Source organism: Nocardiopsis flavescens (assembly GCF_900141985.1).
GTDB lineage: Bacteria > Actinomycetota > Actinomycetes > Streptosporangiales > Streptosporangiaceae > Nocardiopsis > Nocardiopsis flavescens.
In genome coordinates this window covers 158,792-179,230 of the sequence record NZ_FQZK01000007.1, presented here as the reverse complement: position 1 = coordinate 179,230, position 20,439 = coordinate 158,792, and the positions used below count along the sequence as shown (strand labels likewise).

At 71.0% G+C, this 20,439-nt stretch carries 30 protein-coding genes; 25 read left to right on the top strand and 5 right to left on the bottom strand.

What is annotated here, in order from left to right; genetic code table 11:
• The first annotated feature begins 32 nt into the window (after positions 1-32).
• Positions 33-344: a helix-turn-helix domain-containing protein gene (locus BUE45_RS14260; RefSeq protein WP_073379800.1), complete on the top strand. Its 312-nt coding sequence runs from the start codon at positions 33-35 to the stop codon at positions 342-344.
• Positions 345-520: 176 nt separating this feature from the next.
• Here BUE45_RS14260 and BUE45_RS14255 read toward each other — a convergent pair whose 3' ends face one another.
• Together BUE45_RS14255 and BUE45_RS14250 are read right to left on the bottom strand one after the other, a co-directional pair.
• Positions 521-1,063 carry a DUF4352 domain-containing protein gene (locus tag BUE45_RS14255; protein ID WP_084737236.1) on the bottom strand — a complete coding sequence of 181 codons (543 nt, stop codon included), beginning with the start codon at positions 1,061-1,063 and terminating at the stop codon, positions 521-523.
• Positions 1,064-1,218: 155 nt separating this feature from the next.
• A complete protein-coding gene (locus tag BUE45_RS14250) occupies positions 1,219-1,815 on the bottom strand; it encodes a hypothetical protein (protein ID WP_143173355.1) in 597 nt (198 codons plus the stop codon).
• Positions 1,816-1,928: 113 nt separating this feature from the next.
• Between BUE45_RS14250 and BUE45_RS14245 the strand changes: the two genes are divergently transcribed.
• The 4 genes from BUE45_RS14245 (at position 1,929) to BUE45_RS14235 (ending at position 3,687) form a co-directional block, all read left to right on the top strand.
• Positions 1,929-2,621, top strand: a complete 693-nt coding sequence (locus tag BUE45_RS14245) for a hypothetical protein (protein ID WP_073379882.1) — start codon at positions 1,929-1,931, stop codon at positions 2,619-2,621.
• Positions 2,622-2,709: 88 nt separating this feature from the next.
• Positions 2,710-2,859 carry a hypothetical protein gene (locus BUE45_RS32535; protein ID WP_178378535.1) on the top strand — a complete coding sequence of 50 codons (150 nt, stop codon included), beginning with the start codon at positions 2,710-2,712 and terminating at the stop codon, positions 2,857-2,859.
• Between the two features lie 44 nt (positions 2,860-2,903).
• Positions 2,904-3,209, top strand: a complete 306-nt coding sequence (locus tag BUE45_RS14240; protein ID WP_073379881.1) for a hypothetical protein — start codon at positions 2,904-2,906, stop codon at positions 3,207-3,209.
• A 4-nt stretch (positions 3,210-3,213) separates the two neighbouring features.
• The gene (locus tag BUE45_RS14235) at positions 3,214-3,687 is read left to right on the top strand and encodes a hypothetical protein (protein ID WP_073379797.1); all 474 of its coding nucleotides are present in this window, start codon (positions 3,214-3,216) and stop codon (positions 3,685-3,687) included.
• A 40-nt stretch (positions 3,688-3,727) separates the two neighbouring features.
• Here BUE45_RS14235 and BUE45_RS14230 read toward each other — a convergent pair whose 3' ends face one another.
• Together BUE45_RS14230 and BUE45_RS14225 are read right to left on the bottom strand one after the other, a co-directional pair.
• Positions 3,728-4,132, bottom strand: a complete 405-nt coding sequence (locus BUE45_RS14230) for a hypothetical protein (RefSeq protein ID WP_073379796.1) — start codon at positions 4,130-4,132, stop codon at positions 3,728-3,730.
• Between the two features lie 127 nt (positions 4,133-4,259).
• Entirely contained in the window at positions 4,260-4,676 is a 417-nt protein-coding gene (locus BUE45_RS14225; protein ID WP_073379795.1) for a hypothetical protein, read from the bottom strand.
• A 161-nt stretch (positions 4,677-4,837) separates the two neighbouring features.
• Here BUE45_RS14225 and BUE45_RS14220 point away from each other — a divergent pair, with 161 nt between their 5' ends.
• The 14 genes from BUE45_RS14220 (at position 4,838) to BUE45_RS14165 (ending at position 13,336) form a co-directional block, all read left to right on the top strand.
• A complete protein-coding gene (locus BUE45_RS14220) occupies positions 4,838-5,083 on the top strand; it encodes a WhiB family transcriptional regulator (RefSeq protein ID WP_073379880.1) in 246 nt (81 codons plus the stop codon).
• A 324-nt stretch (positions 5,084-5,407) separates the two neighbouring features.
• A complete protein-coding gene (locus BUE45_RS14215) occupies positions 5,408-5,605 on the top strand; it encodes a helix-turn-helix domain-containing protein (protein WP_073379794.1) in 198 nt (65 codons plus the stop codon).
• On the top strand, positions 5,598-6,041 hold the full coding sequence (locus tag BUE45_RS14210; protein WP_073379793.1) for an NUMOD4 motif-containing HNH endonuclease: 444 nt from the start codon (positions 5,598-5,600) through the stop codon (positions 6,039-6,041). Before BUE45_RS14215 ends, BUE45_RS14210 begins: the two co-directional genes overlap by 8 nt.
• An 84-nt stretch (positions 6,042-6,125) precedes the next feature.
• Positions 6,126-6,539 (top strand): hypothetical protein, encoded by a 414-nt coding sequence (locus BUE45_RS14205; RefSeq protein WP_143173354.1) that lies wholly within the window; start codon positions 6,126-6,128, stop codon positions 6,537-6,539.
• Positions 6,540-6,614: 75 nt separating this feature from the next.
• The gene (locus BUE45_RS14200; protein ID WP_143173353.1) at positions 6,615-7,292 is read left to right on the top strand and encodes a DUF2637 domain-containing protein; all 678 of its coding nucleotides are present in this window, start codon (positions 6,615-6,617) and stop codon (positions 7,290-7,292) included.
• Between the two features lie 170 nt (positions 7,293-7,462).
• On the top strand, positions 7,463-7,642 hold the full coding sequence (locus tag BUE45_RS14195) for a hypothetical protein (protein ID WP_073379790.1): 180 nt from the start codon (positions 7,463-7,465) through the stop codon (positions 7,640-7,642).
• A gap of 110 nt (positions 7,643-7,752) precedes the next feature.
• On the top strand, positions 7,753-7,908 hold the full coding sequence (locus BUE45_RS32530) for a hypothetical protein (protein ID WP_178378534.1): 156 nt from the start codon (positions 7,753-7,755) through the stop codon (positions 7,906-7,908).
• Positions 7,905-8,159 (top strand): hypothetical protein, encoded by a 255-nt coding sequence (locus tag BUE45_RS14190; RefSeq protein WP_073379789.1) that lies wholly within the window; start codon positions 7,905-7,907, stop codon positions 8,157-8,159. Before BUE45_RS32530 ends, BUE45_RS14190 begins: the two co-directional genes overlap by 4 nt.
• Positions 8,160-8,304: 145 nt before the next feature.
• On the top strand, positions 8,305-8,433 hold the full coding sequence (locus BUE45_RS33830) for a hypothetical protein (protein ID WP_281256343.1): 129 nt from the start codon (positions 8,305-8,307) through the stop codon (positions 8,431-8,433).
• 59 nt (positions 8,434-8,492) lie between these two features.
• Positions 8,493-8,855, top strand: coding sequence for a WYL domain-containing protein (locus BUE45_RS14185; RefSeq protein ID WP_073379788.1), 363 nt, complete (start codon positions 8,493-8,495; stop codon positions 8,853-8,855).
• A gap of 26 nt (positions 8,856-8,881) precedes the next feature.
• Positions 8,882-9,379: a hypothetical protein gene (locus BUE45_RS14180; RefSeq protein ID WP_073379787.1), complete on the top strand. Its 498-nt coding sequence runs from the start codon at positions 8,882-8,884 to the stop codon at positions 9,377-9,379.
• Between the two features lie 103 nt (positions 9,380-9,482).
• Positions 9,483-11,738, top strand: coding sequence for a recombinase family protein (locus BUE45_RS14175; protein ID WP_178378533.1), 2,256 nt, complete (start codon positions 9,483-9,485; stop codon positions 11,736-11,738).
• Positions 11,739-12,110: 372 nt separating this feature from the next.
• A complete protein-coding gene (locus BUE45_RS14170) occupies positions 12,111-12,464 on the top strand; it encodes a RidA family protein (RefSeq protein WP_073379785.1) in 354 nt (117 codons plus the stop codon).
• The gene (locus BUE45_RS14165) at positions 12,461-13,336 is read left to right on the top strand and encodes a tyrosine recombinase XerC (RefSeq protein ID WP_073379784.1); all 876 of its coding nucleotides are present in this window, start codon (positions 12,461-12,463) and stop codon (positions 13,334-13,336) included. Before BUE45_RS14170 ends, BUE45_RS14165 begins: the two co-directional genes overlap by 4 nt.
• Before the next feature lie 469 nt (positions 13,337-13,805).
• Here the strand turns inward: BUE45_RS14165 and BUE45_RS14160 are convergent, their stop codons facing one another.
• Positions 13,806-14,318 carry a M23 family metallopeptidase gene (locus tag BUE45_RS14160; RefSeq protein WP_245833159.1) on the bottom strand — a complete coding sequence of 171 codons (513 nt, stop codon included), beginning with the start codon at positions 14,316-14,318 and terminating at the stop codon, positions 13,806-13,808.
• Positions 14,319-14,598: 280 nt separating this feature from the next.
• Here BUE45_RS14160 and rpsB point away from each other — a divergent pair, with 280 nt between their 5' ends.
• The 6 genes from rpsB to BUE45_RS14130 all read left to right on the top strand — a co-directional run bounded on the left by rpsB (position 14,599) and on the right by BUE45_RS14130 (position 20,350).
• Positions 14,599-15,564: a 30S ribosomal protein S2 gene (rpsB, locus tag BUE45_RS14155; protein ID WP_073379783.1), complete on the top strand. Its 966-nt coding sequence runs from the start codon at positions 14,599-14,601 to the stop codon at positions 15,562-15,564.
• Between the two features lie 122 nt (positions 15,565-15,686).
• Entirely contained in the window at positions 15,687-16,523 is an 837-nt protein-coding gene (tsf, locus tag BUE45_RS14150; protein WP_073379782.1) for a translation elongation factor Ts, read from the top strand.
• A 183-nt stretch (positions 16,524-16,706) separates the two neighbouring features.
• The gene (gene pyrH, locus BUE45_RS14145) at positions 16,707-17,432 is read left to right on the top strand and encodes a UMP kinase (protein WP_218619544.1); all 726 of its coding nucleotides are present in this window, start codon (positions 16,707-16,709) and stop codon (positions 17,430-17,432) included.
• Between the two features lie 59 nt (positions 17,433-17,491).
• Positions 17,492-18,049, top strand: a complete 558-nt coding sequence (frr, locus tag BUE45_RS14140) for a ribosome recycling factor (RefSeq protein ID WP_073379780.1) — start codon at positions 17,492-17,494, stop codon at positions 18,047-18,049.
• A gap of 3 nt (positions 18,050-18,052) precedes the next feature.
• Positions 18,053-19,003, top strand: coding sequence for a phosphatidate cytidylyltransferase (locus BUE45_RS14135; protein ID WP_073379779.1), 951 nt, complete (start codon positions 18,053-18,055; stop codon positions 19,001-19,003).
• 189 nt (positions 19,004-19,192) lie between these two features.
• Positions 19,193-20,350, top strand: coding sequence for a pyridoxal phosphate-dependent aminotransferase (locus tag BUE45_RS14130; RefSeq protein WP_073379778.1), 1,158 nt, complete (start codon positions 19,193-19,195; stop codon positions 20,348-20,350).
• Positions 20,351-20,439: the final 89 nt, after the last annotated feature.

Sequence of the window (20,439 nt, the reverse complement as noted above, 5' to 3'; positions counted from 1 at the left end):
TAGAAATGCAGATAACGCATAGGAGCACCAACATGGCGACCCACACCGACACCGAACCTGAACCCGAGCCGGTCCTGAGCTTCGACCGGGGGGCGATGAAGCGCCTGCGACGTGGGCGCGAGCTGACGCACGCCGAGTTGGCGGCGTGCATGGGCCTGCGCCCGACCAGCGACCTGACAACCGACTGGGAGGCCGGGTGGTCCGCGCCGCAGCTGCGCAACATCGGACGCCTGGCTCGCGCGCTGGAGTGCGACCCCGTCGACCTGCTGACGTGGTCCACCGACGAGGTGACCCCGCGCGAGCGCCGCGAGGCCGCTGCCGAGCGGGACGCCGCCGGGGGCTGAGCCGGGGTGGCTCCTCTCTGACGTTCGGTGGGGTCTTCATTGACCTGGCGTGGGTGGGGGCGGGTGTCGGGCCCGCCCGGCCCCGCCGGGTCAAGGGGGAGCGGCCCGTGGCCGGCTGCACTCGTCGTTATAGAGCGATCACCTCTCGCTTAGCCGCGGAGCCGGACGCTGCTGGTCTACAGCTCGACTCTGACCACTGCCCCGTCTTCTTCGTCCCCGGCGACAAGATGGGTGATCTCCGCATCGGCCGGAACGCTGTAGGGGTTCGTGACGACCAGCGCGTTGCCCGGGTTCACGTCCTGCCGCGTCCGGACGGCCAGATTGCTGTCGTACTCGTAGACGGCCCCCTCGGCGTCCGCCAGACGGAACCACCGCCGGTCCGCCTCCTGAGGTTCCTGGGAGGTGTTCTCGACCCGCACCGTCACGACCACGTAGGTGCCCGCCGAGGTGATCATGTCGCCGTCGAAGTGCGTGGCGTCCATCTCGACGTCTTCAACCGTGACGCTGAACTGGTTGAACTCGAACGCCTCGTCACGCCCGACCTGTTGCTCTTCCACCTCGGCCTGCGCGGTGGTCGCGGTGTCCTCGGGCATCGGGTACGTGGCCAGCACGAAGATGAGCATGGCCACGGCGCCGAGGACCATGCCCCCGCATCCGCAGCCGAACGCCCATCCGGCCGGGAACTTGGAAGCGGGTGGGGTGGGGGATGGGGCCGTCATGGGTCCTCCGGGAGGGGGATGTTCTGTGCGCAGACCATTATGTCGGCCCAGTCCGGCGACCGGCGGGGCGCGCACCGTTTGGGGCGGTGACCCAACGGGCTTTACGCGGGAACGGTCAACCCTGACCCCGCCCCGATGCCGACGAGCAGTAGCCGCTACGCGCCCTGCTCCAGCTCCTTGGCCGTGAAGGTGATGCGCTGCGGGGTCTTGATCTCCTTGCCACTGCCGAGCGAGACCACCGCGCGGACTTCGACGTCGTCGACCTTCGCCATCTTCCGGGTGGCGCGGAGAGCCGCAACCAGCTCGCTGTCGACCTCGATGGCCCACTTCTCGCTATCTCCGACGTCCAAGCGGTGAGGCAGCCTTGGGCCGTTGGGTGAGTTCAGTTCACCGATCTTGACGCCGCCCGGGAGCTTGAGCTGCCAGGAAGTGACAGTGATAGGTAGCCGTCCCACGTTGCGGACTTCCACGAAGATGGCTCGCCTTGTGAAGCCGTTCGCGGCTCCACTGGGGTCGAGGGGCTTGTTGGGCGGCATGACGATCCACTGAGGCCCGAACTGGTGTAGGGCGCCGTTGAGCAGCTCGACCTTGGCGCGTCCGCCTGACAGCAGCCAAGAGGCGATCTGCCACCCCAGCGCCGTGGCGGCGACGACGGCCGCGCAGATGGCGACGACAAGAGTGGTGATGTCCAGGGCAGTGGGGGGTTGCGGCTCCATAGCGGCACGATACAGCGCGAGGACGCTGCTGGTCACCGACTCCAACCGTGCCGTCCGGTTGCGGTGGTGAACCGGTTTCGACAACGGATGCGCTTCACTTTCCGGCCTCGTGGAGCCGCCCCGGCCCGATCTGCGCCAAGATGGCCACCATGGCATGGAAGCGGATTAAGAAGCGACAAGAGACTTACCCACTGGGACGGCTCAAGCTCTATCGCGATGAGCTTGAGGACATCGCGCGCGTGCTGGCAGAGTTTGGGACACTGTCCTTTTTGGTGAATGAGGATGAGGTGTCGGGAAACGAGCCCGAGGACTTCGCCAGGATGGCGGATGAGCTACCGGATCGGCTGGGCCTTGTGCAGATGTCGGCTACGAAGGAAGAGACTCGGGTCGTGGTCGAGATCGGGTCAGATTCCAGAGTTGTGCTAATCGAACCGAACAATGACGCCTACGGTTCGCTGACTCGAATAAAGAAGATCTGTGCTCCCTGTCGCATGAACGCCCCCTTGTGGGTTATTCTCTCCTTCGTGCCAGCGGGTATCGCACTTGCGCTGTACAACTTCGTTTCTTTCATGGGAGGGGAGTCAAAGGAGCTGGAAACCGCCACATCTTTTCTGCTCGCAGTCTCGTTGGTCGTTATGCTAGTAACCATTGTGACGTACGCGATCAGAGGGATCTTTGACTTCACTCTCGAATCCGCATCGAGAGACATCATCTTGAATGTAAACCGAGCAGAACGGCCCACGTTCAAGGAGCGGCTTATCGCTGACCGTGGAGTGGCCCTGTTCTGGGCCGTGTTCGGGGCCATCCTTGGCTACCTCGGGAACCAGCTTCCGGGGCTGTGAGGTCACCGACCAGGTGCTGATATGTCTGTTGCGGTCGATGACCCAACGGGCTTTACGCGGGAGCGGTTGACCTGACTAGGGTGGCTGGATGGACGAGCCGAACGTGTACGTGCGCCCCCACCAGGACAACCCCGGGTGGTTCGTGGTCGAGATCGAGGGCGAGTGGCTGGCCGCCAGCCTCAACCCCCGGGGCGACAACCTCTACCTGACCCTGGCCCCGCCCGCCGAACAGGACTGAACAAAGCCCTCCATGTCGGACCGTTGGCCTGCTACCGTCCCGACATGGACCAACCTTCCTCCCTCGTCGCCTGTCAGCAGGGGCATACCGTCGAGTACCCGGCGGCGCTCGACGCCGTCGCCAACGCCGGAACCGACCTGGCGTTCTGCATCGCCTGCGACTGCCCGCAGGTCCACATGGTCGCCCTGTACAGCGGTGACCGCCCCCGAGTGGTCGCCTCCGGTGACGCCGACCTGCACGCCCGGTTCGAGAGCACCGGGTGGCCCGAGCGCATCCACACCGACGAGGCGGGACCGTTCTTCTATCGGGAGCTTGAGCCGCTCGGCCTCGCCCAGTTCCTCAAGGAGTAGCGCTGTGAACATTGACTTGAGTGACCCCGGATTGTGGGTCGCAGTCGCTGCCCTGATCGTCGCAATCCTCGCCTGGTGGCAGGCCAGGAGGTCGGCCAACTCGGACACCAAGCAGGCCGCGTTCGCAGAGGAGGATCGGCGCGGCAGGCTGGCCGATTGGCGCCCCGAGCGGGTGGACAAGCCGTTCCTGGAGGTCCACGCGGATGGTGCCCGGCGTGGTCGCATCGTGAACTCAGGCGATGAACTCGCCCTCAACGTCAGGGTCTATGGGGACCGGGTCGATCTGGAGGGCCACGCCGACGAGGTAGCCCCGGAGCACGGTGTCGAATTCGAGTACGGCGTCGTGTCCAAGAACGACGAGACACCCCTGCCTGAGTCGTTTGAGGTTCGGGTGGTGTGGGACAGGCCCGAGAGCGTTGGCGGTGGCAGGAGGGTGAGGCTCGTTCCGTTCGACCCCAGCGGGCTGCCGCGCCCCTGACCACGCCGGTCGGGGGCGCGCGCCGTGCCCCCCGGGCCGGTTACTCGTCGTGGACCACGGTCCAGCGGGCGTCCTGCTGGACCAGGCGCTGGGCGCGGAGCCTGCGAACGGCGTCGGTCTGCTCGTACCCCCGGCGCGCCATGGCCCGGCGCTGCGCGGTCGTGGGCTCCTTGACCAGCTTCTCAACCTCGCTGAACGGGGCGGCCTGAACCTCGATCCAGTACCCCTCAGACTCGGGGTACGGCGGGTTGGGCACCAGGTTCGGGTTGTCCGGGGTGCGGCAGTGGGCGACGCGGTGCGTGACGTGCCCGGCCGCGTACCACTCCTCGTGGCTGTGGGTGTGCCACTCGCAGCACCAGCGGCACCACATCTTCAAGCCGACGATGTTCCCTCGGCGCCCGTGCTCGGGGAACCCCGGCACCGGGCGGGCGGCGTGGTCGGTCAAGGCATCCTCCTCGGAGGTCGACGGCGGCGCGGTGTGGTCACTCTAGCCGCGCCGACGACGCTCACGGGTGCCGTCCAGGTCACCCGCCCCAACCGTGCGCTCCGCGTGGCCAGTTGACCCGGGCCGGTCAGGGGGCCAGGAGCGACCGGAGCGCCTCAAGGTCGTTGGCGCGGTCCCGGGTCAGACGGTCCTTGGAGTCGTGGCCCAGGTGGCCCGAGCCGACCACCACCAGGCGCAGGCCGTGCCGGGGGATCAGCTCGTCGCGCCGGGCGGCGTAGATCACGCGCTGCTCGTCGCGCTCCACACCGCTGACCGTGGCCCGGTTGGCGTAGTGCCGCTCCGGCTGGTCGAAGTGCGGTCCCCGGTACTCCACGACCAGCCGCAGGTCTGGCCAGTAGCCCCCGATGGCGGGCAGCTTTCGGCCCTCGCGCCCCGGGGCGGGCGGGTCACCCCGCAGCCAGTCGAACGTGTACCGGCGTTCGCAGGGCTGGCCGATGACCTCATCGCACAGGTCCAGCACGTAATCCTTGTCCGTGTCGCTCATGCCCCGATGATGCCACCGGCCGCTCTCCCCCGAGCCGGGAACGGCTCCGGGGCCCAGCGCTCGCCCGGGGCGCTCCCGTGTCCAGGACGACCCCACCGAGCGCCGGAGAAGGGTATCCGCGCGGCGCCCGGCGGTGAGTCGTCCGTGTTTTCGTGGGCCGCATGGACTTTCACTGGTCGGATTGGGCCGCGTGCCTGGGGTCGGATCTCAACCTGTTCTTTTCAAACGGGCGCCACGTCCAGCGCCGGGCCAAGGCGATATGCGGGCGCTGTCCGGTTCGTGGGGCCTGCCTGGCCGACGCCATCGCGCAGGGCGACCAGTTCGGCATTCGCGGCGGGTTGAACCCGCAGGAGCGCCGCCAGGTGGCTTACCGGGCTGAGCGCACGGGGAGCACTCCGGCAGCCTGAGAACACCCGGCCCGGCCTGGGGCCCGCCCGGCGCTCTCCGATTCAAAGAAGACCCCACGGAGCTTCGGAGAGAGGCCACCCCGGCGCGCGTGGGCAGGCCGGGGTGCGCCCTGCTCCGCGGCTGTCACCCGTCGCTGTTGTCCCAAAACTCGTCGCTGTCGCCGGCCGGGGTGCTTGTCACTCGTCGTGACAGCACGAAAACCGGGTCGGTGTGGCGCTTGCCACGCTCGCGCCGTAGGGCGGGGGTAACGCCCTTGTGGCAAATCCACCTGATCGTGGTCCGGTTGATCCAACGATCACGACGATCAGAGAGCGGGTGGAACGATGCTCGATCCAAGCGCGATGCGCGCCGCACGGAAGCGGCTCGGGATGTCCAGGGACGAGCTGGCGGCCAGGCTGAACCGGACTCCGCTTACCGTTCGGCGCTGGGAGACCGGAAAGGCCACCCCGAACGACCACAGCGTGACCGCCCTGGCCGTGGCCCTGGACGTCGACGCGCGGGAGTTGGTGGCCGATGAGTAGGCCCGAGGTCTGGAAGCCCGTGGTCGGGTTCCCCGGATACGAGGTCAGCGACCGGGGACGGGTGCGCAGCTTCAAGCGGGACCCCGAGGGCGAGCTGCTCAAGCTGCATCCGGGCGGCCGTGGTTACCTACAGCTCGTCCTGCGCCGCGACGGCCGAAGCCACAGCCGACTGGTCCACCGCGTGGTGCTGGAGGCGTTCGCCGGACCGTGCCCACCTGGCCAGGAGACCCGCCACCTCAACGGGGACCGGTTCGACAACCGCCGGGCCAACCTCGCTTGGGGAACTCCCGCCGAGAACCGGGCCGACGCCATCCGGCACGGGACCAGTCCGGCCGCGCGTACCCGCTGCCCCCAGGGCCACCCCGATGGGGAGCGCAAGTGCCGGACCTGTCAGCGCGACCGCGAGCGTAGCCGCCACCGCCTGGTCGACGTGTGAGCGGGGCGCCCACCTCGTGACAGGGGGCGCCCCCAACAGGACCCATGGCGTCCGCTTTCCATCAAACCAGGCAGGAGAACCGACATGGCAGATCCACAGGACGTGCGCAAGACCGCTGAGGGGCGCGTCCGCAACGCGCTGCTGGGCGCGCGCACCGTAGGCGGGGCCGAGCGCGCCCGGGTGGTGCTGGACCAGACCCCCGGCCTGGACGAGCGCGCCCGCCAGGTCGCCGCAGACGCAGCACAGCGCGTGGCCGACCTGGCCGCAGAGGGTGACTGGCGCGCCGCGACCGACACCGCGTACGGCACCGCCGAGCAGTTGGCCGAGCAGATGGCCGACCCTGAGCCGCCCGAGCTGTCGCGCGCCGAGGTTCTGGCCAGGGTGCAGACCAGCCGGGGCACCGCCATGGCGCGCCGCGCGATGGCCGAGCGCGGGGCTGCCCGAACCGTCTACGCCCACGGCCAGAAGCGGCGCCCCACCCTGCCCCGCAAGCAGTAGCCCCGAACACAGCTGGGGCCACCCCGCCATCGCCAAACGCGCAGGGTGGCCCGTGTCAACTACCAGGAGGGTCGCATGAGCCCCAACGAAATTGAACCACGGCCCGAGCGCCCGGCAGCGGTGCGCGCGGTGGCCATAGCCGGGCTGGCCCTGATCGTGGGGGCGGGGCTATTCACGAGCTTCGCGAACCTCCATGCCTTCGCCGAGCAGTACGGCAAGGCCGGGGCCCATGCGGTCGTCACGGCTGCCACCGTCGACGCCCTGACCCTGCTCGGGCTGCTGGTGGCCCTGACCTACCCGAGCTTCTGGGCCCGGCTGGCGTTTGTGATCGGCCTGTTTGCTACAGGAGCGGCCAACGGCACCGTGGGCTGGGCGGTGGCCTCCTGGCCCGGAGTGGCAACGGCCCTGTTCCCGGTGCTGGCTCTCGAACTCAGTTACAAGGTCGTACTCGGCCTACTCCTGCCGACCAGGCCGGGGGGCGTAGTGACCACTCCGGCCGAGTCTGACCAGGCCGGGGCCCGCCAGGTGGTCACCGCACCTGACCACCCCGAGCTGCCTATGGTCGCCCCTGGCCCTGGACCTGACCCCTCGATGGCCAAGGCCGAGCGGCTTGACCAGGTGCGGGCGCTGCTGGATGACCAGCCTGACCTGACCGCGCAGCAGGTCGCTGACCACCTGGGGGTCAGTCTGACCACTGGTCGCCGCTACTCCAGGCAGGTCAGGGCCGAGCGGGTGGCCCCCGCTCCGGCCTGACCCGACCCCAAGCCCCGGGCGCTCATTCCGTGAGCGCCCGGGGCTTTCGCTATTCGCAGGGATATAAGCGCATATCTGCCGGGTAATTGCGCGCGGGGAAAGGGTAATAGTTTAATTGGTATTCCGGCGGGGGTTCGCCCCCGCCTTTTTCGATTCAAAGGGAGAACGGCATGGGACAGCTGGACAAGGGCGCGGCGGTGATCGACCCCAACGACGAGTGCGGCGTTATCAGCCGGATCTACACCGAGGAGGGCACGGAGTTCGCCGAAGTTGAATACGACGAGCCCCAGTGGACCGGCGAATACACGCTCGACTGGGACGCGGCGGACGTGCGCCCGGCTGACCAGTAGCCACCCCACCAACGCAAGCCGGGCGTGGCCCAAGCGGACCACGCCCGGACCGGGTCGGCGGACCCTACCCGCCTCCCGGTACGGCCAACACCGAACGGAGCGATGTTGACATGAACCACCGTAGCCGCTGGACCCGCCCCCGACGAGCCGCACGGCCCCGCCCCTTCGTGCGCCTGATGCCCGCGCGCCCCGCCCTGACCTCCGCCTCTGACATGGCCGACCTGGCTGGAGCCGTGCGCCAGTGGTTGGCGGTGTGCGCCCGATGAGCGAGTGGCAGCGCAGCATGAACCTGCTGATCCGGCTCAACAACGAGCTGCGCATCCTCGGCCCCGGGAGCGTCATCGACTCGGGCCTGCACGGTGTGGACGCGCCCCTGCTGGTGGTCGGGGGCGCGGTGGTCCAGGTGCGCGGGGCCGCGTTCGTGGTCGACCACACCGACCAGTTCGGCGACCTGGTGAGCCGCTCGGTGCACCCCACGGCCGACGTGCGCACCCTGGCTCGCGCCCTCGCCGACTAGCGCCCCTCCAACAACAAAGGCTTTATCAGGCCGTGATTTGCGGAGCGCCCTTTTGAAATTGTGGGGGTAATTATCGGAATGATTTAATTGTATTAACAACGCGGGGGGCCCGCCCCCCGTTTCTCCGCCCGAAAGGAAGCCCGAAATGAACGAGTTCGCCGCCGCCCTCCCCGCGTTCGACGTCGCCACGCTCGAAATGGCGCTCCAGATGGCGCTGGACCACGGCGACAGCGCCCACGCTGAGGCGCTCATCCGCGAGCTGGCCACCCGATAGCCGACCCCCCGGGGGGCGCGACCAGCGCCCCCCGCCCACGCCCAGACGAGGAGGACACCGTGCGCACCAACACCGACACCAGCCGGACCCTTCGGCATCTGCTCGGCGCCATGGAGGCCCAGCGCGTGGTGACCCTCCGGTACGTGGACCGCGACGGCAAGGTCTCGCGCCGCGCCGTCGAGCTGCACGCCGTCGAGGTCACCGCCAGCGGCGCGCTGGTGGTCAAGGGCTGGTGCCGACGCCGGGGCGATGTCCGCACGTTCCGGCTCGACAGGGTCACCGCGTATCGCCTCCACCGCGTGACCCACCTGGCCGACTACCGGTGCCCGGTGACCCCTGTTGCCGACCCGGTGACCACCGACGAGCTGGGCGACGTGGTCGCCGTTCGCGGCTGGACCACCGCTTACACCCTCGCTGCCTGAACACCCCCAACCGAAAGGAAGCTGACATGACCGAGACCGCTAACACCCCCGCCGAGACCAAGGCCGCCCCCAAGGCCAAGACCGCCAACCCCTGCCAGTGCTCGATGTTCGCCAACGCCGACACGGGCGAGCGGCTGGAGTGCAACAAGACCACGACCCGCCAGTTCGCTCCCGGGCACGACGCCCGACTCAAAGGCTTCCTGATCCGGCTGGGCGCCCAGGGCATCGAGGTGACGCGCGCCGAGGGCGGGATGTCGATCACCGGAGACGCGGCCAAGGCCGCTGAGGGCTACGGGTTCGCCCACATGGTCGCCAGCGGCATCGAGCGCGCCCACGCCAAAGCCCGAGCCAAGGCCGAACGCGCAGCCGCCCGCGCCGCTGCCAAGGAGAAGGGCACCGACTCCAGCGACACCGTGAAGGCCAAGGTCGGGCGCGCCACGTACGAGGGCCGGATCGAGGGCGACGAGTTCGTCTACGAGGTGAAGGGCGCAGAGCGCCGCACCACCAAGCACGAGCTGGTCTGACCGGCCCGACCGAACCATCGGGGCGGGGGCTGCGCGCCCCCGCCCCGATCCGTACCGACAGGAGGACAACCGCATGACGCTGCGCGCGGGGGCTTACTTGAGGGTGAGCACCGACGACCAGACCAAGGGCTACGGCCTGGACGTGCAGGACACCGAGTGCACCCGATTCATCGAGCAGCAGGGGTGGACGCTGGCCGACCTGTACACCGACGACGGGGTGTCCGGGTCGCTGCTGGAGCGCCCCGAGATGGACAGGCTGCTGGCCGACGCCAGGGCCGGACGGGTCGACGTGGTCGTGGTCTACAAGCTCGACCGGATCGGCCGGACCAACCGCGTGTACTTCGAGCTGGAGGGCCGGTTCAAGGACCTGGACGTGCCCATCGTGTCGGCAACGCAGGGCGTGAGCACCGACTCCGAGGACGACGAACTCATGGTCGGGGTGCTGTCCACGTTCGGGCAGCTGGAGCGGACCATCATCCGCAGGCGCACCCAGGGCGGGTTGCAGCGTGCGGCCGAGGACGGCGCGTGGCCCGGAGGGATGCCCCCGTACGGCTACAAGAGCCAGCGCCGACCCCGGGGGCAGGGCAAGCGGGGCTCGTTCCTGGTCATCGACGAAGCCGAGGCCGCCGTCCTGCGCGCGGCGTACCGGTACCTGGTCGAGGACGGGTTGGACGTGGGCGACACCGCCGCACGGCTGAACGCCCGGGGGATGGTCACCCGTTCGGGCAAGCCCTGGTCGGTGGTCAACCTGCGTGCCAGGTTACTGGCCGAGTCCACGACCGAGGCGCGCGTGGTGTTCCGCAACCCCGCCCGAGCCAGCGCCGGGCGCGGGGTCAAGCTCGACAAGGACGGCAAGCCCAAGCACGGCGCGACGGTGACGATCTCGCTGCCGCCTATCTTCGAGCCCGCCGAGGTGGCCGAGCTGCGCGAGGCGCTGCGCCCCACCCGCCCGGGAACCGGGCCCGAGCGCAGGGCGTACCCGCTGTCCGGTCGGCTGTTCGGGCAGTGCGGGGCGCACTACGTGGGCGCAAAGTCCGGCCGGAAGGATCGCCCTTCGGGCGCGGGGGTTGGTCCGGCCTACAAGTGCAGGGGTCGCAGGGCGCACCACCGAGGAGACTCGGTGTGCGACGACTCGGCCATCCCGGCGCACGAGATGGAGCAGCGCGTGTGGGCCGAGGTGGTGGCGCTGCTGGGCGACGCCGCCCGGCTGCGTGCCATGGCTGCCGAGTGGGTGGACAGCCAGCGGGGCGCGGACGTGGACCACGCCGCCCGGGTGGCCGAGCTGGACGCGCAGATCGCCGAGCGCTCGGCCACCCTCACCCGGACAGCGGCCGACTACATGCGCGCCGGGGTGGCCCCGGAGCTGGTGAAGGCGGCCACCGACGAGCTGGGGGCGGAGCTGGACGCCCTCAAGCGCGAGCGCGACGACGCCGCCCGGTGGCTGGCCCAGGCCGAGCAGGCCACCGCCCGCGCCACCGACCTGGAGGCGCTGGCCGTGGGGGCGCGCGAGCGGCTGGCCGACCTGGGGCCGGACGAGCGCGCGGAGGTGCTCCAGCTGCTGGACGTGCGGGTCACAGTCACCGGTCCGGTGCCGATGCCGCAGATCGGCACGCCGTGTTCGCTGTCGCGCTGGTTCATCGACAACGATCGGCTTGTTCCGGCCGAGCTGGACGAAGAGGCGTGGGCGCTGGTCGAGCCCATCGTGGCCGAGTGGGAGGCCGGGCGCCGCACGCACTCGGGAACGATGCTGGACGGGCGGGCGGTGCTGAACGCGGTGCTGTTCAAGGCGCGCACCCGGTGCACGTGGCGCGAGATCCCCGAGCGGTACGGCAACGGCAACAGCATCCACACCCGCTGGAAGAGGTGGCAGGCGGACGGGGTGTGGGCGCGGATCATGGACGCGCTGCCGAACGCGGGCACGCCCCACCTGGGCATGGTCGGTCTGCCGCCAGTCCGAATCGAAGGGCGTGTAGACCCCCGCCTGGTCGCCGACGCTGGAGCCGGACCCGAAACGGCACCCCAGGAAACAGGCTCGCCCGGCCCCGTCACCTCGGCGATGTCCGCGGGCTGCCACCTGCTCCTGCGCGACCGGCAGGCGGCCTGCGTCACCTGCGCCGAAGACGTGCTGGACCAGATCGGCCCGCTGGGAGGGGTCGCACCCGGCCCGGTGCGGCTCAGCGCCGAACTGGCCCCGGAGAGCGCCCGGGTGCTGGACGCGATCCCGCGGAGCGGCGGCGGACCCGCGGTCATCGCCCGGGCCTGCGGACGGGATCTGGAGCCCACCATGCGGGCACTGGGGCTGCTGGCCGCCGCCGGACTGGTGGAGCGCTGCCCCGCCGGATGGCGGCGCACCCGGTGACCCCGCGCGCGGGAGAGCGGCCGGAGCGGGCTCCGCCGTGGACGGCCGGTCCGCTTCGGCCGCCCGGCCGGGGTCGTTCCGGCGCGGGTCGGCTTCCGAGCGCGCGGTGTCCGCGGGGCGGGCCGCGACCACCCGCGGCCTCGGTGCGGGGCGGCCCCGCCCCGGCGGCCGACGACTCCGCCGGGACCCGACGGCCACCCGCGGGGGCGCGGTGGAGGCCTTCCCCGCCCGTCACCTGCCCGCGGCCAACGGCCGGACCGTCGTGCGGGCCACGGCCGCCCGCGCGCGCCCGGGCGCCCCCGCCGGGGCCGGACTCGCGCGGGGCGTGGTCGTCGCACGGCCCCGCCGGGGGAGCGCTGGTACCGTTCGGGCATGGCCAAGTCCTACAGTGACGCCCTGATCGCCGACGGTCCGCTGCTGTTCGTCTCGGGCCAGGTCCCCCTTGCGCCCGACGGCGAGGTCGCCGGGGACATCGGCGGCCAGACACGGCAGGTCCTCGACAACATCGAGGAGGTCCTCGCCCGCCACGGCGCGGACCTGACCCACCTGGTGCGGCTCACCTACTACCTGCGCCACATCAGCGACCTGGAGGAGTTCCGCTCCGCGCTCGTGGCCCGCCTGCCCGAGGGCCACCGGCCCACGGCGACGCTGGTCGAGGTGAGCGGCCTCATCGACCCCACGTACATGGTGGAGATCGACGGGGTGGCGTGCCTGCCCCGCGGGTGAACCCGCTGGAGGGGTTCGCCGCACACCTGGCGGGCGAGCTGGGCCGCTCCCCGCATACCGTGCGCGGCTACCTCGCCGACCTGCGCTCGCTCCTGGAGGACCTGGAGGAGCACGGCCTGGGCGTGGGCGACCTCGACGTCCCGGCGGTGCGCGCCTGGCTCTCGCGCGCCCGCGACCGGGGCGCGGGCCGGTCCACGGTCGCCCGCCGGGTGGCCGCCGTCCGCGCCTTCACCCGCTACCTGCACCGGGAGGGCCTGCTGGCCGCCGACCCGGGGCCGCGCCTGTCCGCGCCCGCCCAGCGGCGCAGCCTGCCGACTGTCCTGGACGAGGGGCAGGCCGAGGCGGCGCTGTCGCACCCGGTGGACGGCTCCCCGGTGGGAACGCGCCGCCGGGCCGTGGTGGAGCTGCTCTACGCCACGGGCGTGCGGGTCGCCGAGCTGTGCGCCCTGGACCTGGACGACGTCGACCGCTCCCGCCGCACGGTCCGCGTGGTGGGCAAGGGCGATAAAGAGCGCACCGTTCCGGTGGGCGCCCCCGCCCTGGACGCCCTGGACGACTGGCTCGCCGCGGGCCGCCCGGACCTGGTCGTCCCGACGAGCGGTCCCGCGCTGTTCCTGGGGGCCCGGGGCGGACGGCTCGACGTGCGCCGCGCCCGCGAGGACGTCCACGCCCACCTGCGCGCCGCGGGGCTGGACGCCGCCCCGCACGACCTGCGCCACAGCGCCGCCACCCACCTGCTCAACGGCGGTGCCGACCTGCGCAGCGTCCAGGAGTTCCTGGGTCACGCCAGTCCGCGCAGCACGCAGATCTACACCCACGTCTCCGTGGACCGCCTCCGCGACGTCTACCGCCGCTCCCACCCCCGGGCCTGAGCCGTCCCGCGTCCGGCGCTCCGCCGCCCGGCGGTGCCTCCGGTGACCCGTGGGCCCGGGTGGGACCGGCCCCCGGAGCCGGTCCCCGCGGCGGGCACCGGTGTCCGCCGCGGGTGCGGCCTCCCCGTGGCCGCCCGCCGACCGTGGTCCGGCTCGGCGGCGGATGGTGTCCCGTCGAGTGGTGTCACCTTTCCGGCCCTGGCCTGGCGGATGCGCAGCGGTGGCGGCCTCCAGGGCGGCCCACCGCCGCATGCGGTGCCTGGTCCACCCCGGTAGGCGACCCACCGGTGTGCGGTGGCCGCCCGGTACCGGCCGACCGTCGCGATGACCCGCAAGGACGCAGGCGCGAGAAAGCCGCACCACCCCAGTGGACGTGACCTGTGGCGGCCTGCGGGGCCGCCGCCCCGGGGCCGGTGGGGCGCCCGCGGGGCGGCGGAGGCCACCCCGGCCGGGTCGGATGGGAGCAAGGTCACTGCGAGGCCGTTCCGGCGGGGCCCGGACGCGGGAGGAGACGGGTGCGCACGGGGCCCAGGAGGGACAGCGGGTCCAGGTACTCCCGGCCGCTGAGCAGGCCCCAGTGCAGGCACGGGCGGTCCGCGCAGTGCCGGGGCCCCTCGGCCAGGGTGCCGATCACCTGGCCGCCCCGCACCGGGTCGCCCCGGGCCAGGTCCGTCTCCACCGGGAGATAGGTGGTCCGCAGTTCGCCGTGGGACACCGACACCACGGGCGTGCCCGCCACCGTCCCGGCGAAGTGCACGCGGCCCGGGCCCGCGGCCAGGACGTCCCGGCCCGGCTCGGCGGCCAGGTCGACGCCCCGGTGACCGGGGAGCCAGGGGCGTCCGGGCGGGTCGAAGGGCCGCAGCACCCGCGGGGGCGGGTCCAGCGGCCAGTTCCAGGCGCGGTCCGCCGGGGGCACCGGGGCGGGCGGCGGGGACAGGAGGAGGGCCGGGAGGAGGAGCATCAGGAGCAGCAGGATTCGCACCCCTCCAGGCTCCCCGCACCGGGCCCGGCGCGCGGCCCCTTCCGTGGACCTGTGGACAACGGCGGGGTCCGCCGCCTGCGCAGGTCCGGCCCGTGCCCCGCGGAGGATAGAATCGTCTGTGGTCCACCGGGCCGAACACACTACGCACGTCCACCAGCCTCCCTCCGGAGGGGTCGTACCCACGGTCCACACCGCCTCGGCGGAGTGGCGGTACGGCCGGGGCGTCAGGAACAACCGAAGGCGGGGAGCCCTATCCCCGCCACCACTAGGAGGACCTGTCATGGCCACAGTCGTGACGACCCGCCAGCTCCTGGAGAGCGGCGTCCACTTCGGGCACCAGACCCGTCGCTGGAACCCGAAGATGAAGCGCTTCATCCTCACGGAGCGCAACGGCATCTACATCATCGACCTCCAGAAGTCGCTGGCGCACATCGACCGCGCCTACGAGTTCGTCAAGCAGACGGTCGCCCACGGCGGCACCGTCCTGTTCGTCGGCACCAAGAAGCAGGCGCAGGAGGCCATCGACGAGCAGGCCCGCCGCGTCGGCATGCCTTTCGTCAACCAGCGCTGGCTGGGCGGCATGCTCACCAACTTCTCCACCGTCCACAAGCGGCTGCAGCGCCTCAAGGAGCTGGAGGAGATCGACTTCGACGACGTCGCCGGCTCCTCGCTCACCAAGAAGGAGCTCCTCAACCTCCGCCGTGAGAAGGAGAAGCTGGAGCGCACCCTCGGCGGTATCCGCGACATGTCCCGCGTGCCCAGCGCCGTGTGGATCGTGGACACCAAGAAGGAGCACATCGCGATCAGCGAGGCCCGGAAGCTCAACATTCCGGTCGTCGCGATCCTGGACACCAACTGCGACCCGGACGAGGTCGACTACCCGATCCCGGGTAACGACGACGCCATCCGCAGTGTCAGCCTGCTGACCCGCGTGATCGCCGACGCCGTGGCCGACGGCCTGCTGACCCGCTCCGGCGCCGGTGAGCAGAAGGCCGCCGAGGAGCCCCTGGCCGAGTGGGAGCGGGAGATCCTCGAAGGCAAGGGTGAGACCGCCGACTCCGCCGACGTGGAGAAGACCCTCACCGAGGCCCCGGTCGAGACCCCGGCCCCCGAGGTCGAGGCCGCCATCGAGTCCGAGGCCCCCGCGGTCGAGGAGACCCCGGCCGCCGAGGCCCCCGCCGCCGACGAGACCCCGGCCCCCGCCGCCGAGGCTCCCGCGGCCGACGAGGCCCCGGCCTCCGAGTAGCAGTCGGTCCCCAGGGACCCACGACACCCCGGTGCCGCTCCGCCTCCGAGCGGGGCGGCACGCGGGGTGTACGGACCGCTCACCTTCCGTACAGACTTCACTTCCAAGGGAATCCAACAGTCATGGCGAACTTCACCGCCGCGGACGTCAAGAAGCTGCGCGACATGACCGGCGCGGGCATGATGGACTGCAAGAAGGCCCTGACCGAGGCCGACGGCGACTTCGACAAGGCCGTCGAGGCCCTGCGCATCAAGGGCGCCAAGTCCGTCGACAAGCGCGCGGGCCGTACCGCCGGCCAGGGCACGGTCGTCCTCCGCCAGCAGGGCGAGGGCAAGGCCACCCTGATCGAGCTCAACTGCGAGACCGACTTCGTCGCCAAGAACTCCCAGTTCATCGAGCTGGCCGACCAGGTCGCCGACTTCGTCGCCGCCCAGGCCAGTGACGACCTCGCCACCGTCGCCGCCGCCGAGATCGAGCCCGGGAAGTCCCTCCAGGGCTACATCGAGGAGAAGAGCGCGATCATCGGCGAGAAGCTGGAGTTCCGCCGCTTCGCCAAGTTCGACGGCGCCTTCGTCTCCGCCTACCTCCACAAGTCCGACCCGGACCTGCCCCCGACCATGGGCGTCCTGATCGAGCTGGACAAGGTCGACGAAGAGGTCGGCAAGGACCTCGCGCAGCAGATCGCCGCGATGGCCCCGCAGTACGTCTCCAAGGACGAGGTCCCGGCCGAGGTCGTCGAGAACGAGCGCCGCATCGCCGAGCAGACCACCCGCGAGGAGGGCAAGCCCGAGCAGGCGATCCCCAAGATCGTCGAGGGCCGCCTCAACGGCTACTTCAAGGACGTGACGCTGCTCGGCCAGCCGTTCGTCAAGGAGAACAAGAAGTCGGTCCAGCAGATCGTCGACGCCGCCGGCGTCACGGTCAAGCGCTTCGCCCGCTTCAAGGTCGGCCAGGCCTAGGTTTTGACATGATGGAGGTGCCGGGGAGAACGTTCTCCCCGGCACCTTCGGTGGATATAGGCGGTTTCGGGGGCGTGGGTGCCCCCGCCGACCGCAGCAGGAGCACTCGGGGGACCCTGTGCCGCTCGGGGACGACAAGGGAGGCCACAGGCCGTGAACGCAGCGACGAACACCGAACCCGCCATGCACGACGCAGGCTGGAAGCGCGTGATGCTCAAGCTCTCCGGTGAGGCGTTCGCCGGCGGGGGCGGCCTGGGCATCGACCCGGAGGTCGTCCAGTACGTCGCCGAGTCCATCGCCGAGGCCGTGTCCGAGGGAATCCAGGTCGCCGTGGTGGTCGGCGGCGGCAACATGTTCCGCGGCGCCCAGCTCACCGAGGGCGGCATCGAGCGCGGTCGCGCCGACTACATGGGCATGCTCGGCACCGTCATCAACTGCCTCGCCCTCCAGGACTTCCTGGAGCGCCTGGGCGTGGACACCCGCGTCCAGACCGCCATCCACATGAGCCAGGTCGCCGAGGCGTACATCCCCCGCCGCGCCGTCCGCCACCTGGAGAAGGGCCGTGTGGTCATCTTCGGCGCCGGACTGGGCGCCCCCTTCTTCTCCACGGACACGACCGCGGCCCAGCGCGCCCTGGAGATCGGCGCCCAGGCCGTCCTCAAGGGCACCCAGGTCGACGGGGTCTACGACTCCGACCCCCGCCGCAACCCGGACGCGGTCAAGTTCGACAAGCTCAACTACAACGAGGTCCTCACCCGCGGCCTCAAGGTCATGGACGCCACCGCCGTCAGCCTGTGCATGGACAACGGGCTGCCCATCGTCGTCTTCGACCTGATGAGCCAGGGCAACATCCTGCGTGCCGTCCGGGGTGAGAAGATCGGCACCATCGTCGGTCCCGCCCCCGCCTGAGGCGGCCACGGCGGTATCCGCAAGCCACGCACACCACAGCCGAGAACCGGGAGCGCCCCATGACCGAAGAGACCCTCCTCGAAGCCGAGGAGAAGATGGAGAAGGCCGTCGTCGTCGCCAAGGAGGACTTCGCGACGATCCGCACCGGGCGTCCCTCCCCGGCGACGTTCAACAAGGTCACCGCTGAGTACTACGGTACGCAGACGCCGATCAACCAGCTCGCGTCCTTCTCGGTCCCCGAGCCGCGCATGGTGGTCATCTCGCCGTTCGACGTCACCTCCCGGACCGCGATCGTCAACGCCATCCGCAACAGCGACCTCGGCGTCAACCCGTCCGACGACGGCCAGGTCATCCGGGTCGTCTTCCCGGACCTGTCCGAGGAGCGCCGCAAGGAGTACGTGAAGGTCGCGCGCACCAAGGGCGAGGACGCCAAGATCGCGATCCGCAACGTCCGCCGCCGCGCCAAGGACGACCTGGAGAAGGCCGTCAAGGCGGGCGAGGTCGGCGAGGACGAGGCCCACCGCGCGCAGAAGGAGCTGGACGAGCTGGCGCACAAGTACGTCGGCCAGATCGACGAGCTGCTCAAGCACAAGGAATCGGAACTCCTTGAGGTCTAGCCGGTGACGACTCCTTCCAGCGGCTCCGGAGGCGATGACCACTCGCCGGAGCACAGACCCGACGACGCTCAGCAGGTCGGCCCCGGCGACGCCGGGGCCGACAAGGCCGCCGGGCAGCGCTTCGTGCTGCACAAACCGGGGGGCGAGCCGGTCAAGACCGGCCGCAACCTCCCCTTGGCCATCGCCAGCGGATGCCTCCTGGGCGCGCTGGTCTTCTTCTCGATCTTCCCCCTCCCCGCGCTGTTCACCCTGATCACCTCCGCCGGGGTGCTCATCGGGATGCGCGAGCTGAACCGCGCCTTCGCGGCCAAGGGCATGGACGTCGCGGTGGTCCCCCTGGCCGCCGGCGGCGTCGCCATGCAGGCCGCCGCCTACTTCGGCGGCGCCGACTGGCTGGTGGGGACCACCGCCGTGACCGCCATCGCGGTCCTGGTGTGGCGGCTGAAGGGCGGGGCGGGCGGGTTCGTCGCCGACACCTCGGCGAGCCTGTTCATCCTGGCCTACCTGCCGTTCCTGCTGGGAACCTGGATGCTGCTGATCGCCCATCCCGAGGACGGGCAGCAGCGCCTGGTGACGTTCATCCTGGTGACGATCTCCAGCGACATCGGCGGCTACTTCGCCGGCATCCTCCTGGGCCGGCACAAGATGGCGCCGGTGATCAGCCCGAACAAGACCTGGGAGGGCTTCGGCGGATCCGTCATCGGCTGTGCCCTCGCCGGGGCCCTGTGCGTGGTGCTGATGCTGGACGGCCCCTGGTGGGTCGGCGTCGTCCTGGGGCTGGCGGTCGCGCTGGCCGCGACGGTCGGCGACCTCATCGAGTCGCTGTTCAAGCGCGACCTCGGGGTCAAGGACATGGGGCGGTTCATGCCGGGCCACGGCGGCCTGATGGACCGGCTGGACTCGCTTCTCATCGCGGGTCCGGTGGTGTGGATCGTGCTCACCCTGCTCCTGTGAGGGGCCGACGCGTACGTGGGGCGGGACCCGGGGGTCCCGCCCCACGCGTGTGGGGGCCGGGTACCGGACCGGCGCCCGGCCCCCACACGCGTGGGGCCGTACGGTTGTCGAAGACGCCCCGCGTCCTCCAGGGACACCCGGCGGGGCCGCCCAGGACTGTCGAGGTAGAAGTTGCACCTGATCGAACGAATGCGCGTGTACGGTGAGACGATCTTCGCCGAGATGACGCGGCTCGCCACGGAGACCGGGTCGGTCAACCTCGGCCAGGGTTTCCCCGATACCGACGGACCGCGCTCCCTGCTGGAGGCCGCCTCCCGCAACATCCTGGAGGGCGTCAACCAGTACCCGCCCGGGCCGGGGCGTCCGGAGCTGCGCCGGGCGGTCAGCCGGTACCGGTCGCGCCACTACGGGATCGAGCTGGACCCCGACTCCGAGGTGTACATCACGGTGGGGGCGACCGCGGGCATCGCCGCGGCGATGCTGGCCCTGATCGAGCACGGCGACGAGGTCGTGGTGTTCGAGCCGATGTACGACTCCTACGCCGCCATGATCACGCTGGCGGGAGGGGTGCGCCGCCCGGTCACCCTGCGCCCGGACCCGGAGACCGGCCGGTTCACCTTCGACCCGGCGGAGCTGCGCGCCGCGGTGGGGCCGCGGACCCGCATGGTGCTGGTCAACAGCCCGCACAACCCGACCGGGACGGTGTTCACCGCGGCGGAGCTGGAGGAGATCGCGGCCGTGTGCCGCGAGCACGACCTCCTCGCGTTCACCGACGAGGTGTACGAGTTCCTGACCTTCGACGGCCGGCCGCACGTGCCGCTGGCGACCCTGCCGGGCATGCGCGAGCGCACCGTGTCGGTGTCCTCGGTGGGCAAGATGTTCGCGGTCACCGGCTGGAAGACGGGCTGGGTCATGGGTCCCGAGCCGCTGGTGACGGCGGTGCGCACGGTCAACCAGTTCCTGACCTTCAGCGCCAACGGCGCGCTCCAGCTCGCGATCGCCGACGCGATCGACGGGGAGTGGGAGTGGATCGCGGCCCAGCGCGCGGCGCTCCAGGGCAAGCGGGACCGGCTGGCGGCCGGGCTGGCCGAGACCGGTTTCGACGTGGGAGTGTCCGAGGGCACCTACTTCGTGATGGCCGACATCAGGCCGCTGGGGTACACGAGCGGGGTGGACATCGCCCGCGCCCTGCCCCGGGAGGCCGGGGTGGCGGCGGTCCCGGCGCAGGTGTTCTACGACCGGGAGAAGGAGGGCGAGCACCTGCTGCGCTTCGCCTTCTGCAAGAAGGACGGGGTCCTGGACGACGCGGTCGCCCGTCTCACCGCCTGGCACCGGCGCGACTCCTGACCGGCGGGACGCCGCCCCCGCCGCTCCGGGCGGGTCCCGCCGCAGGCGAGTGTCCCGCGGACCCGGGTCCGGCGCCCGCATAGGGCCCT